10 protein-coding genes are annotated in these 15,240 nt (G+C 42.4%); 5 read left to right on the top strand and 5 right to left on the bottom strand.

What is annotated here, in order from left to right; all coding sequences use genetic code 11:
- Positions 1 to 130 precede the first annotated feature (130 nt).
- Genes WMO13_RS00830 through WMO13_RS00820 form a run of 3 tightly spaced genes read right to left on the bottom strand, consistent with a single transcriptional unit; the run spans position 131 to position 3,595 of the window.
- Positions 131 to 1,450, bottom strand: a complete 1,320-nt coding sequence (locus WMO13_RS00830) for a cytochrome c (RefSeq protein ID WP_051396282.1) — start codon at positions 1,448 to 1,450, stop codon at positions 131 to 133.
- 11 nt (positions 1,451 to 1,461) lie between these two features.
- The gene (locus tag WMO13_RS00825) at positions 1,462 to 3,051 is read right to left on the bottom strand and encodes a GMC family oxidoreductase (RefSeq protein ID WP_026879275.1); all 1,590 of its coding nucleotides are present in this window, start codon (positions 3,049 to 3,051) and stop codon (positions 1,462 to 1,464) included.
- A gap of 10 nt (positions 3,052 to 3,061) precedes the next feature.
- On the bottom strand, positions 3,062 to 3,595 hold the full coding sequence (locus WMO13_RS00820) for a sugar dehydrogenase complex small subunit (protein ID WP_026879276.1): 534 nt from the start codon (positions 3,593 to 3,595) through the stop codon (positions 3,062 to 3,064).
- Between the two features lie 519 nt (positions 3,596 to 4,114).
- Between WMO13_RS00820 and WMO13_RS00815 the strand changes: the two genes are divergently transcribed.
- From WMO13_RS00815 to WMO13_RS00795, 5 genes are all read left to right on the top strand, one after another.
- Positions 4,115 to 6,457 carry a TonB-dependent hemoglobin/transferrin/lactoferrin family receptor gene (locus WMO13_RS00815; protein ID WP_342386878.1) on the top strand — a complete coding sequence of 781 codons (2,343 nt, stop codon included), beginning with the start codon at positions 4,115 to 4,117 and terminating at the stop codon, positions 6,455 to 6,457.
- A gap of 232 nt (positions 6,458 to 6,689) precedes the next feature.
- A complete protein-coding gene (locus tag WMO13_RS00810) occupies positions 6,690 to 7,601 on the top strand; it encodes a heme/hemin ABC transporter substrate-binding protein (RefSeq protein WP_342386877.1) in 912 nt (303 codons plus the stop codon).
- A 3-nt stretch (positions 7,602 to 7,604) separates the two neighbouring features.
- Positions 7,605 to 8,618 carry an iron ABC transporter permease gene (locus WMO13_RS00805; protein ID WP_342386876.1) on the top strand — a complete coding sequence of 338 codons (1,014 nt, stop codon included), beginning with the start codon at positions 7,605 to 7,607 and terminating at the stop codon, positions 8,616 to 8,618.
- The gene (locus tag WMO13_RS00800) at positions 8,618 to 9,415 is read left to right on the top strand and encodes an ATP-binding cassette domain-containing protein (protein ID WP_342386875.1); all 798 of its coding nucleotides are present in this window, start codon (positions 8,618 to 8,620) and stop codon (positions 9,413 to 9,415) included. Before WMO13_RS00805 ends, WMO13_RS00800 begins: the two co-directional genes overlap by 1 nt.
- Positions 9,416 to 9,558: 143 nt before the next feature.
- A complete protein-coding gene (locus WMO13_RS00795) occupies positions 9,559 to 10,341 on the top strand; it encodes a HugZ family protein (RefSeq protein WP_342386874.1) in 783 nt (260 codons plus the stop codon).
- A gap of 500 nt (positions 10,342 to 10,841) precedes the next feature.
- On the opposite strand, the gene WMO13_RS00790 is transcribed toward WMO13_RS00795, so the two are convergent.
- Complete coding sequence (locus tag WMO13_RS00790) at positions 10,842 to 13,136, bottom strand: hypothetical protein (RefSeq protein WP_342386873.1); 2,295 nt, start codon at positions 13,134 to 13,136, stop codon at positions 10,842 to 10,844.
- A 250-nt stretch (positions 13,137 to 13,386) separates the two neighbouring features.
- Positions 13,387 to 15,156: a molecular chaperone HtpG gene (locus tag WMO13_RS00785; protein WP_425324271.1), complete on the bottom strand. Its 1,770-nt coding sequence runs from the start codon at positions 15,154 to 15,156 to the stop codon at positions 13,387 to 13,389.
- Between the last annotated feature and the right edge of the window lie 84 nt (positions 15,157 to 15,240).

Below are 15,240 nucleotides of genomic sequence, written 5' to 3'. Positions count from 1 at the left end.
AGGGTTGTCATTGTGAGGTATCTGTTTTGAAGTATCTGTTAGCAGATCTATATTTAGACATTACTTCCGTAAACCTACTTCTACCTATATACCTTTATCTTTTGATCTACCATATATTCATCAAGTGTAGCTACTCTTTGCCACTGAGAATTTTCTCAACATCTTTTGCAGAAATAGACTCATTAATATTGCCAAAATGTGTTCGAACATAATTAGTAAGTGCAGCGATTTGCCCTGTTGTTAACTCTGATTTAAATCCTGGCATAAATACTTCATCTCCGGGTACGGCTCTATGAAGCCCTTCAGCGATCACTTGTACTAAATTATTAGGTAATGGACTTTTCACAGTACTATTGAGAATTAATGATGGAAAAGATTGATCTTGAGCCCCTTCCCCTTGAATGCCATGACAAGCGGCACAAACATTAAGATAAAGTAATGCGCCATCTGTCGTATCATGATCGATAAGCGTTTGGTAATCTCCTTGACCTGTGTAAGCACTATTAATCTCAATAACGGGGAAGCGCTTGGTATAAATGGCTTTCGGAACCGAACCATGTATCGCATTAATCGATTTTAAAGCAGCAGCGATTGCCATCAAATCGTCGTCTGTCATTTTACTAAAACTTTCTACAACTGCTGTAGCCATCTCTCCGGCAGAGGAGGCCTTGTTCGCTATATGCCCCGTTTTTAGAAATTGCACAATCTCCTCTTTACTCCAATTACCAATTCCCGTTTCAGGATCTGGCGTAATATTCGGCGCATACCAGCCACCTAGATTAGAGCCCGACAGAGTCTTATTCTCTTTCTCTGAATAAAGAAGATTGCGAGGAGTGTGACACGTTCCGCAATGCGCTAAATTATCAATCAGATATTCCCCCCGATTAATTTGCGCGGATTGATTCGGATCAGGTGTAAATGTCTTATCATCCGAAAACATCCCATTCCAAATAGCCATTAATGAACGGTATTCAAAAGGAAATGAGAGCGAAGTTTCATGTTTTGGTGGCGCATCAACAGCAGCAACGCCATTCATAAAGTAAGTATAAAGTGCGTGAATATCCTCATCTGTAATGCCATGGTAGGCTGTATAAGGCATTGCAGGATAGAGTCTAGTTCCATCAGGCCTAATACCTTTACGCACCGCATCTGCAAATTCAGCCTCACTCCAATTTCCAATCCCATGCTCTTTTGAAGGCGTAATATTAGGCGCAACAATATCCCCCATAGGAACAGTAATCACATAATCACCGGCAAAGGGTTTTGCATTCTCAGTTGGAGCTGTATGACACGCAACGCAATCCGCAGCAATGGAGATATATTGACCTTTTTCAATTAACTCAGCTTCAGAGATCTCCGGTTGCGATTGCGCAAAAAGCAAACTGCTACTCATGCCCAAGGTGAATAGAGAGATCAAAAGACGGTTACAAAACGTTCGATTATTTTTCATCTTTAATCTCCTTAAATTTCACGATCAATAATTTCGGCCAAGCGAATACTTAAGGCAACACCTGTCAATGTAGGATTGACGACACCTGAAGCAGGAATCACACCTGTTGTTGCAAGAAAGAGATTTGGATGATCCCATGTACGACACTCATGATTTACAACGGAATCTTTAGGGTTATCGCCCATGATCACAGTCCCCATAAGGTGATCTCTATTTTGGAATCCCGTACGATCAACAATCACTTTCTCACCCATTTCTGCTACTATTTTGGCATAATCTTGATAAGCCACTTCCCGTGCATTTTTCACATAATCAGCTACATTATAATGAACCGTTAACATTGGAATTCCTAAAGCATCTTTACGAGTTGTACTTGGACGCACAGTATTATTGGGATCTGGCAACATCTCAAATACTGTAGAAATATCCACCCATCGTGACGCTTGGTAACGGATTTTTTCATCTAATTCCGTCCCCAAATACCCTTGTTCTATTAAATTCTGTGTCAACGTTAAGTTAGGATTTGAGTTTGTAAAACCATGGCGCATTGCAGCGTGTTTTTTACGGAAATCGCCATCACGGTGATTCACTATCACACCATACTCTATAGATCCTCTACCTGGCCAAACTTCTTCGTCTGCAATAAATTGCAACCCTGCACCTGAATGATCCATTAAGTTACGCCCAACCTGATCTGAACTATTGGCAACATCTGACATTAACAATAATTTAGGTGTTTCCAAGCCATGAGCAGCGATGACAAAATATTTAGCCGTTAACTGCTTATCCTCTCCTTTTGAAGAACGGTAATCGATTGACTCAATCTTATTCTCTTTTCCTCGATTAATCCTATAGGCCGTAGCATCCGTTAGAAGAATAGCACCCGCTTTTTCAGCCTTTTCAACATCAGAAATCCCACTATACATCGCACCAATAGGACAGATAGGCATACAATTATTATTACCGGCACAAGCAGGACGATTTTCAAATTTGACTGTAGCGCGGGCACAAGGCTCATGTACAAATCGATATCCTAATGGCGATAAGCGATCTCGAACTCTCTGCAATAAATAGTTATCTTGTTCAGGGGGCAAAGGATACGGTTTTGATCTAGGTGGAAATGGTCCTTGATTATGTCCACTTTGATCTTGAGTATCATTACCGGCAACCCCTAAAGCATATTCTGCCTTTGTATAAAAAGGTTCTAAATCATCATATTCAATAGGCCAATCTCGCCCTACACCATAGAGTGTATTAATTTTCATATCATTAGGAAGATAGCGCCAAGTAAATGCTGCCCAATGCCAGGTTGTTCCGCCTACAAGCTTTAACATCCCCGGTTTAAATTCAAATGAACCAGTATTTTCAATATAATCGTCATCAAAAGAGTGACGTGCCCAAGGGGCATTGGGATAAGGGGAATTTAAATTACCTTTTCGAGGTGAATTACGGAAGTTTTCTAAAATTTTCCATCTAGGGATTTTTTCACCCGCCTCTAAAATTGCAACACTATGATTTCTTTCAGCTAATACTCTAGCTACATTGGCACCCAACGCTCCGGAGCCGACAATGATGATGTCATAATCATATTCTTTACTCATTCTCTTCTCCTTATGAATGTTGATTCATTAAATGTACTGGAGGATTAAACCAATAATTGGGCTTTTCCCGTGAAAATGAAGGAATAATCGTTACATCTAATGTTGGTCGATACATCAATGCATCCGTATAGGTGACAAAACGAACATCGTCGGATACTGTATATGGCAATTGATCCCCGGTATATCCTAAATACCATGCTTTAGTGATCTTTTTAACAGTATCGGCAATCTGGGGATTTTGCATCAAAAGACTCTTAGAAAATGTTGTTGCATTAGGGAAACCGCTCTGAGAGATCGTGGCATGTAACTCCCGTAATTTATCCATAAACTCTGAATCATCTATCCATAAATTACTCAATGCCCTCTGCGCTAAAATCAATTTCAGATCAGACTTATCTGTAATAAATTCAGATACTTGCAAAAAAAGTGTTACATTCTCCGCACTCACCGGGGTTGCAAAGGATTGTGCCTGTATGAAGCTAAGGGGCATCACTAAAGAGGTAAAGAGACCTCCACCGAGCTGTATAAAATGTCTTCGATTCATCTATTATTCCTTATCTATTATTTAATAAACCCTCCTAATACTCCCCTAAGATAGAAGAATAATGCCGAGCTTACCTCTCAAAATACCACATAAAAACCAAATCAATATCAATATTATTTCAAATAATTCAATAATTTAAATTCAAGATAGGCTCTAGTACAACTCTACATACCTTTTACACTATTAGTAATTAAAAATTATCAATATTGGTAATCCTCTTCTCCTTGGGCAACCTTCATAATAACTATCCTTACCTCTAGAAATCATTGCACTGCAATTGCTTATTTTTTAAACAAATACATTTGCACTTTCCTTTTTATTCCGACAAATAACCACGATAAATCAGGCTTTAGACTCATCTGATTTTGTGAAACTCTGTGAATCTCTTTCGGATTTTTATGAAAAAATTTGACAATGATCAGCTAATGTGAAAAATATACAAATAAGAATTGATATCATTCGCATTAAACAATCATATTCATTTACTATTTAACCTCATATAAGAAAGAGTCCCTACTTATGTATAAACGCTCGCTGTTATCTCTCTGTGTCTCTTCCCTAATTTTCTCCCCCTTTGCGTTCGCCCAAACGCCGACCTGGGTTAACGATAATACTGAAAATGCGGAAGGTATCGTGACGCTTGATACCCATGATGAACCAACTCCACCTACAGTTGCTTTAAGCAAAGTGGTGATTACCGGTGCACTGAAAGAAGAGCTCTCTATTGCCGAAAGTGCGGCGACCATTGCTCACTTTGGCATTCAAGAAGTGGATCGATTAAATGCCACCAATCTTGCGAATCTTTTAACTTATGAACCTGGTGTCACCGTTGACCTCAATGATTCCGGGGGATTGAGCGATATTCGTATCCGCGGCATTGGCAGTGACCGCGTTTTAATCTCCGTAGATGGTGCGCCTATGCCGATGACCTATAGCTTTGGAAGCTACCTTGCCACTAGCCGTAACTACTTCGATATCGATGCAATGAAGAGCGTGGATATTATCAAAGGGCCTATGTCTACGCTTTATGGCGGGAGCGCCCTTGCCGGTGGTATCTTCATGCAAACCAAAGATCCTAGCGACTTTATTCGTGGCGATAATCGCTTCGGCGGTGAAGTTAAAGCGGGTTACAGAACTGCAACCCGTGAAACACTTCTCTCAGGAACCGTTGCAGGGCGCTTAACCGATACCCTCTCAGCTTTTGCCCGTTTGACTTATACTAATCCACACGAACGGGAGAATTATCAGGGAAAAGCTTCTTCTGAAGATCGTCTTGGTGATGAGAGAACTCATCCTAATAAATCTAAAGCAGATAGCTACAACTTCTTGACTAAATGGGTCTTTGAACCGAATGCCGATCACCGTTTTAGCTTAACCTATGAAAATTTCAAAGAAACGCTCGATATCGATCCGCTCTCTCAATTTAACTATACTAATCCTCTCTCAAGAATTACCTTCTTAGATCTTCATACTAAAGATGTCAATAAACGCCAACAAGTCACACTGCGCCACGATTTCAATCAAGAAACCGCGCTCTTTGATCGAGGTTTTTGGAATATCTATTATCAAAATAGTAAAGCCTCACAAGATCATAATGAAACCCGGCAATCCATGCGTGGGGATCTTAGCTATCGTACCCGTTATGGGCAATTTAATAATAAAAGCTATGGTCTTGGGGCTGAATTTACCAAAGGCATTGCCCAAAATGAGATAATTTTCCATAACCTGACTTATGGTGTTAATTATCGCCACAGTAAAGTAACAACAGAGCGCACCGGTAATACAGTCAACCTAGCAACCGGCGCATCGACAGAGACAGAAACATTCCCAAACAAAAGTTTCCCTGACTCAAAAATCAAAGAGCTAGGCATCTTCTTACAAGACCGTATTAGCCTCTATGATGGCCAATTTGAGGTTATTGCCGGGATTCGTTACGATCATTACAAACTCTCCCCTAAAGCCGGAAGTGCTTTTGAATCAGCCAATCCCGGAACCGCAGCCCCCGCTTCTGTTAGCAAAGGGCAATTCTCCAAACGGTTAGCCTTCCTATGGCATCCCACTGATGAGAATACACTCTTCTTCAATTATTCAGAAGGCTTCCGCGCACCCACATTTAGCGCAGTCAATGTCGGTTTTAGCAATATCAGTAGCCCTTATCAGAAGTATATTAGTAAATCAAATCCTAATCTTAAACCTGAAACTAGTAAATCTTATGAGCTTGGTTGGAACTATCTGGATGAAACCAAATCCTTTGCCGTGACTGGATTTTACACCAATTATAAGAATTTTATTGATGAGTTAAATCTAGTAGGTACAGATCCTAACGATCCTAGAATTCAAGTTTATCAAGCAGTGAACCTCGGCAAAAGTAAGATTTATGGCTTAGAGGTTAAAGGGCAGATGGATCTCTTTACGATTCAAAATGGTCGAGGCACCATCGGGATTAACGGCAGTCTTGCTTATGCTAAAGGCAAAGAGAAAGGCACCAATAATCCGATCAATAGTGTAGAACCCCTGACCGCTGTGATTGGTATCGATTATCGCTATCTTGATCAACTCTACCTTAGTGCACGTGTCAAAGCGGTACAAGCCAAAAAAGCTCGTAATATCAATAGTAATGAGGGAAGTAAAAGCGGCATTCCACAACTGCCTATTAATCCGGCGCCTGGTTATGCCACTGTCGATCTCATTGCTGAGTATCGCCCATCGCGGGATATCACAATCAATGCAGGACTCTACAATATCCTCGATAAAGAGTATTGGTCTTGGAGTGATCGCTTACTCGCACGAGAAGCGAATGATCTTAGACGCGCCTCAAACCCAGGATTTAATGCGGCATTCTCGGTGAAATACGAGTTTTAGGGGATTAATTAATCCTATTTGCAATAGAGCTATAGCGCATCTCGGCTATGGCTTTATCGCACTTCAAAGCAAAACCATTAACCCACTTATATAAAAATCAACATCTTGAATTATCAATAAAAATAGACATTTAAAATAACTCCAATAATTCAAATAATTCAAATAGTTTAAATTCAAAATTAGAACAAACATATTGATAACTCTCTATCTTAGCAGAACAGGTACTCTTACAATGTTACGGAAATTGATCACCCTTAGCTTACTCTCCGCACTTCCTTTTATGGCCAATGCGGATGATGCTACGACACAAAATACCCAAGCCACTATTCAGGCGACACGCATTGTGTCTGCTTCTAACCCGATTACCCAAATCATCTCGGCACTCAATGCCGAAGATCGTTTAGTCGGCATTGACCGCACCAGCCATACCAAACCCTCTCTACAGAATATTCCTGATATTGGCTACCGTACCATGCTCTCTTCAGAGGGGATTTTATCGCTCAAACCCGACCTCATTCTGCTTGCTCACGATTCAGGGCCCATCAATGTATTAGAGCAGTTACAACATTCTCAAGTAACTGTGATGCAGCTTCCTGAATTAAAGGAATTATCCGATATTCAGCAAGCAGTGACCACCATCTCGGCATCATTAAATCGAGCTGAAGAGGGTGCATTACTGAATCAGAAAATTACAGAAGAATCGGCACAATTAGAGGCAATGACCGCTCAAAATCCACCGATGACCGGCTTCTTTATTATGCAAGAAGCCCAAGCAGGAAGCCCGCAAGTATCTGGGGATAAAACCTCTGCCGATAAATTATTAGAGCTGCTCAATATCAATAATGCTTTTGATGAAGACTTTGATCACTATCGTGCCGTTTCCCTTGAGAGCCAATTACAGAAGCGTGCAGATATCGTACTCATAGGGAAAAGAGCGAGCTTCGATCACAATATGACCACGCCGCAAGCGGAACTAGCCCCCTTTACCCGCCGAACAGAGGGGCTCGCAGATTGGCCAGCGGCCCTTCAACCAAAATGTGTGTTCGATGTCAATATGAGTAATTACCTTGTCTTCGGTATTCATATCTATGCCGAAAGCACGCAACTACTCGATGCAATTCAACACTGTATGGCGGAGCAATAAGACGTGAATAGTGCCTTCTTTGAGCAATATCAAAAGCCTATTATTCTCTCGATCCTTTGTGGCTTGGTGATCATTTTACTCACTGCTACCTGGCAAGGCGCTATGGAGATTCGTTGGGAGAATCTCTTCGATAGTGAGTCTATTGAGTATTACATCATCTGGCAGATTCGTATTCCTCGCACACTTGCAGCACTTCTAGTAGGTGGTGGGCTTGCGATCTCCGGTGCGATCATGCAAGGATTATTCCGTAATCCCTTAGTGGAACCCGGTATTATCGGTGTTTCAAGTGGCGCGGGGCTATTTGCCGCATTAGCAATCGTTCTCGGCGTACAATTTCTTCCTTCGCTCTTTGCCATATTAGGAGATTATGCCCTCCCCCTTGCCGCTTGCCTCGGTGGCTGGGTTGTCACTTCGATTCTCTATCTCTTCTCACGTAATAAACGGGGGATCAGTATTAGCTCAATGTTGCTCATCGGTATTGCCATTAATGCTTTTACCGGCGCGCTGATTGGATTATTGACCTTTATTGCCGATGAGACAGAACTTCGCTCCCTGACCTTTTGGACCATGGGAAGTTTAAGTAGCTTTAACTATGAAAAAATCGCCATTATCGCTGTCGTACAACTGATCTTTATTCCCCTTCTCTGCTTCAAAGCACGCGCAATGAATGCGATGCTCCTTGGAGAACGAGAAGCGAAACATCTTGGAATTGAAGTAGAAAAACTCAAACGAATGCAAATTTGGGGAGTTGCCATTATCACAGGGAGTGCTGTGGCATTTGCCGGCGGCATTGGTTTTATCGGTTTACTCATTCCTCACCTCATTCGTATGCTCTTTGGTTCTGATAATCGCTTTGTGTTACCGCTCTCTTACCTTTTTGGTGGGATATTACTGATCGTTGCAGATCTCTTCTCCCGTACTTTAGCGGCACCGAGTGAAATTCCAATCGGGATTTTAACCGCCTTTATCGGCGCGCCCTTCTTAGCCTACTTAGTCTATAAACAAGGAAGAAGCTAATGTTTACACTTGAGAATGTGATACTGACCTATCATCAAAAAACATTACTCGATATTCCACAACTATCGATACAAGAAGGGGCTTTTACCGCGCTGATTGGCCCAAATGGCGCTGGGAAAACGACGCTTCTGAATCTTCTTGCCGGCGATCTATCACCGACAACGGGGAGAATCTCTTTTCAGGAGAAGCCCCTTGCTCAATACTCTGTCATGGAGCTTGCAACCCGAAGATCCGTCCTTCCACAAACAGAACATATTCCCTTTGCGATCAAAGCAAAAGCGGTCATTCTAATGGGAATTATGCCTTTTGGTGTTAGTCCACATCACCCGAAAGCAGAGGCCCTATTAACGCAACTCTCCCAACAATTAGAGCTCGATTCAATTATCAACCGCCCATATCAACACCTTTCCGGTGGTGAACAACATCGTGTACAAATTGCAAGAGTACTATTACAAGCACTCTTTTCATTAGAGGAATCGCCGAATCTGCAGGAGCGGATTATGCTCCTTGATGAACCCTTTAACCATCTTGATCTCTATCATCAGAAACAGTTATTACGCTATTTCAAGCAATTAACGGAAGCGGGATTAACCATTATCTGTGTCATGCACGACATCAATCATGCACTACAGATCGCAGATCAAATTATCCTACTGCAAAATGGGGTGATTCAAGGAACCTATACGCCGGCAGAACTTTGGCATTCAAAAATTCTCTCACAGCTCTTTAAAGTGGATTTTGTCACGTTACAACATCCCGAAAACCCTGATTTTTCCACCCTTGCTTTTAAGGTTTAAAGCAAGATTTTACTTTCAAGTTTCAAGTTTTAAGTTTCAAGTTTTAAGTTTTAAGTTTTAAGTTTTAAGTTTTAAAGACCATTTTAACTGCCCTCATTTGAGGGAAATCACTACAAAATTATCGACATTTAAGGAGATCGACAATGTCCCATCCACATGATCAAGTGACTAAAAATAATCTTACTCAATCTTATAGCAAACAAGATGCAGCAAAAGATTCCCAAAAACAATTACTCTCTAACTTCAATGGTGTATTAGCCACAATTATGCGGGATACTCTTGATATTGGTGGCTACCCGCTCGGTTCTGTGGTGCCATTTTGCCTCAATGAGCGCAATGAAATTGTCCTCTTAATTGCCGATATTGCCCAGCATACTAAGAATGTGAAAGAGAATGGTAAAGCATCATTGACCCTTCACAATGATGATCAAGACAATATCCAAAAAGGTTGGAGATTAACGATTCTAGGTGATGTAGAGCCTGCAACAGAAGAAGAGATTTCCTTCCTTGCTCGTCGTTATGAGCGTTTCTATCCTGAAAGTACGCTCTATTATAAAGTTCATAACTTTGCCTTTTATCTACCAAAACCTAAAAAAGCTCGTTACATCAATGGCTTTGGGGAAATTCATTGGGTGGATTACAGTACTATTTTAGCACCGACCATTTTTGATGAAAAGTCGGAATCAGAGATGCTTGACCATATGAATGCTGATCATCACGATGCGCTTGTGCTCTATCTCAACACACAAACTACGGTCACTAAACCCGAGAAAGTACGCATGGTTCAAGTGGATCAATATGGCTTTACCGTAGCGCACGATGAGGCTTTCTTCCGTTTTACCTTCGAGCAAGAAGCAACTTCCGCAATGGATGTCCGTAAATTCCTCGTAGAAATGGTGCAGAAAATTCGTACAAAAGCTGCGTAAGTAGTCGAATCACGCATCTGCGGGCGCTCGGTTTATCTGAACTTGCAAGCATTCCTCCCGCTTTGAGTGAACTTCTATTTGCAACAACTTAGAAGATTCATCCCATCGCCGGGGAGAATGATCTTGTGCTTATAACAATCGCGCGCCGGCAGTTGGGGCATTTCCTGATGCCGAGGATTCATTCCTTAAAATTGATAATCCTTCAACTGCGACCTCGGTAATCAATAGGATTTATCAAATTTGAGAAGCTTTGAGCTGCTCACCTGCGGGCGCGTATTTTGTCTGGACTTGCAAGCATTCCCTCCCGCTTTAAGTGAACTTCTATTTGCAACAACTTAGAAGATTCATCCCATCGCCGGGGAGAATGATCTTGCGCTTATAACATCCCGCGCCGGCAGTTTGAGGAATTTCAACTTAAAAACTCAGAGAAGACAATCAAGAAAGCCTAGAGAAAAATAGCTCTCTAGGCTTTTACATTATTCCCCTTATTTAAGCGACCACTATAAGCCGTAACGCTCAATGATATTTTGATGAGGTTCTACTGGCATGCCAGCATCTTTAGCCAAACCATACCAAGCAAGGGGATGTTCCCATTCTTTAGTGAGCTCGGTTAAACGCTGATATACCGCTTTCGGCGACATGCTTAAGGGGGCGGTCAGATTGAAATAGACACCTTCTAATGGTCGATCTTCATCATCTGGATGACGCACTTGATAATCATCTGGGCTAAAGACCCAAATTTGATACCCTTCTTCCCGCAACGTATCTCGGAATAGGTCAAAAGCGGCTTGCCCAGGATAAGCCCCATCGGCAAACCATGAATCATGATAACCGCCTTTTTCCAACGTATGAACTGCTCTAAAGCAAGGGATAAAGTGCTCTTCAGGATCTTCTGGACGTTCCACTAAATGCTCTGCATCAAAGACAACCCAATCGCCCATTTTTTGTGCTTGGCCACTACTTGTTGGCTGAATGATTCTCGCTGTAACAGGTCCCGTGCATTGTGCATAGCGCTCTGTGACAATATCTCCCTCTTCATAGTAACGAATAGAGACCATTCCCCACTCTTCTTCAATAGGCCCTTTAGTACTCTCAAGTTTAATTCCCAATTTCTCAGCATATTCCCGAGCCAATTCCCAATTCTGTGCGGCACTGGCATAAGTTAAAATATCCCATTGGGTATTTTTAGGATCTTCCATCAACGCTTCTTGTTTTAGAAGCCACTCAACCGCCATAGGGAACTGCTGTAAGCGAATACCTTCCGCTACCATCATAGAGATTGGCCCAATATAGTCCGGGAACTTTTCATGCATTTTAAGCGCAACCGCTTGCGCCGCATCATAATCTCGTAAGCCTCTTAATCTACGTGCTTTCGCCCAAAGGTGAAGATCACTTTCGGGATCAAAAAATTGCTCGATCTCTTCCACTTCATTGAAGCGTCCTTCATCCATTAACCGACTTGAAAGCATTGCTGTAATAGAATCATCTGCACGATGTTTCCGTACATAATTCCACAGTAATCGCTCCGCTTCCTCTTTCGCTTCTAAAGCAAACAACGCACTTGCAGCATTCCCCACTAAAGCTTCATTATCCGGCAATTGTGTAACAGCTTCGAGTAACCATTCGATCTCCATCTCTGGATTGCGCCCTTCTCCCGCTTCTCCACGAGTATTGAGCCATTCAACTAATCCATCGGCTTCAACAGGTAGATTCACCGTGGCTTTCTGGACTGCAATCGCTTTCTCTAACTCGGCAAATAAGGCATCCATTCCATCTTGTTTCCGAAGTTGTGGTATAGCAGATTTTATCTGTGTCAGCGCCCGACTTGCATACCAAGTGGAACCTCGTTTTAAAGCAAGTCGAATCTGAATCTCCGCCATCTCAATCAAGTGACGATAGCTGCCCACTTTTTCAAAATGATCAATCGCAGATTGAATTAAACCTGCGACTTGCCAATTATTATACCCTGCATCAAGCGTTACTAATTGCTCAATCGTACGAATCCAACGTCGATATCCTAAAGGGGCTAATTGCCCCCAAGGTACTAATTTTTCCCGTGCTTCCGCTTCATTTCCCAACATCGCTAATAGATAGGCTTCATCTACCTGTTCAAGCTGACGCCACTTTTCCCACTGATACTCATTCGCTTTGGCCAATTTTTTGGCTTGAAGGAGCTCATAAGCTTCACTATATCTCTCTTGTTTGATGTAAATATCTATTTTACTATCCTGAAGATCATCTTTTACACCTGCTTCCTGTAACTTAGCTTCTTGTAACGCAATATAGGCTAGTGCTTCCTCATACTTTTTTTCATCGGCGAGAGCTTCGACATACTCCACGCTTAAACAGCGAAAACAGTTCCATTGTGGTGTAATACGTTCCATCATCTCTTCAACTACCGCTTTACGCTCTTCCACCCAGCCAGGACCATCTATATTCGCATAACAATCTGTCAAATCCTGTGTTAAACAGACCGATTGCGGGCATTCATAAGTCTCTTCCCGATGCGCCATCTCAAAATATTTCACCGCATCCGCAAGTGCCACTTCCCCTTCCACACGATTCCCCACACGATTACGCATCTCCCAATGACGAAAGAAGACTTCAAGCCAAGGATTATTCAGACTCCGACTTAACGCAATCGCCTCTGGCAACATGGCATCTACCTTCTCCATATTGAGTTCACATACCTCTGTGCTAAATTGGTCAATGAGTTTTGCTGCCTGACCTTGCCCTGCTTCTTGTAATTCCTCATCCAATCGAATGATCCAATCCCAAATAATATTTTCTGCCATATAATATCCTTCTATTCTCTCGATAATGAGAGGGTATTCATAATCTAATAACGACTGTTACTACTATTTTGTACAACTACGACAATCCATCTCATCGCCGGGGCAAATGATCTTGTTCTTTTATCAATCCCGCGCCGGCAAGTCTGGCATTTCTCAATGCTCAAGATTGATCAAATTTGAGACGCTTTAAGCTTCTCACCTGCGGGCGCTCGATCTATCTGGATGTGCAAATATTCCCTCCCGCCTTGCATCAACTTTTACTGGTTAATAACTGATTGAGCGTTTGAGTATAAACATTTAAAGCTTCATTTAAATTGAGCGATTGCGATTGATCTCTCCCGGACATTAACACTTTGAGTGCTTTTAATAGCGGTGCGGCTCTCTCTGCCTGCACGGGGTTAGATTCAATTGCTTCAAGTAATTGCTTAACGGCAGAATTATTGAGATTAAGATACAATTTCTGATCACTACCGCTCTCAATACGTTGCGTAAACAGCCTTGCAAGACGAAGCGCCGCTTGCGACATCTTCTTATCCGCTTCATCTGCTTCTAATCGCTTCTTCAATTCCATTTCACGATCTATCACCACAACAAGGGGCAACTCTTCAGGCATAAAACGCGCGGCAATAATCTGCTCATCATCACCAATGTGCTCTGATAACCACGTTTGCACTTCTGCTGTTAATTTCGCTGTGGTAAAGAGCTGTTCATTCCCTTTATCCGTCCCGATCTCAATTAGTCGACCTCGACCCACTTGCACTGCTCGGCGCAAAAATGGCACTACCGCATAACGATCCCCAAAAGCAACCGGCACTTTAAGCGCACGAAAAAGAGTATCTTCAAATCCACCATTACTGCCGAGCATCACATAAAGGGTGCCATCGACTTTGAGATCTTTGAGTAGTAATTCCCCTTGGGAAGTAGGTATCCGCAGGTGATCTTTCAAAATTGAGAATAATCGTTCATCACAAAGGGATGCCCCTAATAGCGCTTCATTATGCCGCGTTAAAATCCGGCGCCACGCTTCCGGTTGTTTCTCAGCAATCTCCGCTAATCCGGCGATAATCGCCTCACTTAAAGCATAGCGAATTGCATCATAATGCGCATCCTTTTGCAGATCTTCTCGGCTGGCTGTCGGCACTAATTTTTGCGATTCAATCACACCGCCGATAAATCCTGCCCACGTTGGCAGAAGATCTCGGGCATCATCATCGAGTAACATCCCCCGAAGAAAGATCGAGAGATGCCGATTATCACTCGTACCATACGTTGCCCCATCTTGAACCCACAGTAATCCTATTGCATCGCTCTTGCCATCAGGTGTCACTGGCATTGTGGCAATCGGTTCAAAAACCGGTTCAAAGCGTTTGGCAAACTCTAAATCTTGCCGTAATTTCTGTGCAGGATGTAACACAATCGCCGGATCACGCTCCCAAGGGGGACGCTTCTCATTAATCGCTGTTCGACTCTGATTAATAAAGATCGGCTCTTTCAATAAAATGCAGTAACGACCTAAAATATTATTGAGAATTTCCGCTTGTGCTAAAAAAGCATATTCATCTTTGAGATAGAGGGTAATTTCACTCCCAATCGCACGAGGGGCTATGGCTTCTACAAAATAGTGCTCCGCATTTTTAGAACGATACACCCAACCTTGCTCCGGCGTTTGATAAGAGGTTGTGGCAAATTCTACCTCATCGGCTAATACAAATGCCGAAAGAAACCCTAAGCCAAACATTCCAATCAGCCCCGTTTCATCATCTTCTTGCCGAAGTGTGCGCGTATAACCGACGCCTACCGTCGCTAAAAAAGCGTGGATCTCATCGTGGGTTAAACCTGCACCGGTATCGATAATTTTAAGTTGCTGCTTCTCTGGAAAGCCTAACACTGTAATTCGTCGATCAAAATCGCTGTTATGGGTTTCTAACTGCCGACGAATGATTGAATCGTGGCCATTTTGCACTAACTCTCGCAATGCCACCATCGGCGTTGAGTAGAGATGTTTACTTAAAACCTGCATCAATCCTTCAAGATCAACGCCGGCAGTACAGAGTTCAGTTTCTTTGGAATGTTGTACCACGATTCAAATCCTTTCTATAGACTC

This window comes from Ignatzschineria larvae DSM 13226 (assembly GCF_038500265.1).
In the GTDB taxonomy this organism is placed as follows: domain Bacteria; phylum Pseudomonadota; class Gammaproteobacteria; order Cardiobacteriales; family Wohlfahrtiimonadaceae; genus Ignatzschineria; species Ignatzschineria larvae.
The sequence above is the reverse complement of the archived record's forward strand: the minus strand, read 5'-3'. Positions and strand labels throughout refer to the sequence as shown.

Coding starts and splice junctions, on each gene's coding strand:
- WMO13_RS00790 (WP_342386873.1), bottom strand. CDS start 13,136: ATGGCAGAAAATATTATTTGGGATTGGATCATTCGATTGGATGAGGAA.
- WMO13_RS00810 (WP_342386877.1), top strand. CDS start 6,690: ATGTTACGGAAATTGATCACCCTTAGCTTACTCTCCGCACTTCCTTTT.
- WMO13_RS00820 (WP_026879276.1), bottom strand. CDS start 3,595: ATGAATCGAAGACATTTTATACAGCTCGGTGGAGGTCTCTTTACCTCT.
- WMO13_RS00785 (WP_425324271.1), bottom strand. CDS start 15,156: ATGCAGGTTTTAAGTAAACATCTCTACTCAACGCCGATGGTGGCATTG.
- WMO13_RS00800 (WP_342386875.1), top strand. CDS start 8,618: ATGTTTACACTTGAGAATGTGATACTGACCTATCATCAAAAAACATTA.
- WMO13_RS00815 (WP_342386878.1), top strand. CDS start 4,115: ATGTATAAACGCTCGCTGTTATCTCTCTGTGTCTCTTCCCTAATTTTC.
- WMO13_RS00795 (WP_342386874.1), top strand. CDS start 9,559: ATGTCCCATCCACATGATCAAGTGACTAAAAATAATCTTACTCAATCT.
- WMO13_RS00830 (WP_051396282.1), bottom strand. CDS start 1,450: ATGAAAAATAATCGAACGTTTTGTAACCGTCTTTTGATCTCTCTATTC.
- WMO13_RS00825 (WP_026879275.1), bottom strand. CDS start 3,051: ATGAGTAAAGAATATGATTATGACATCATCATTGTCGGCTCCGGAGCG.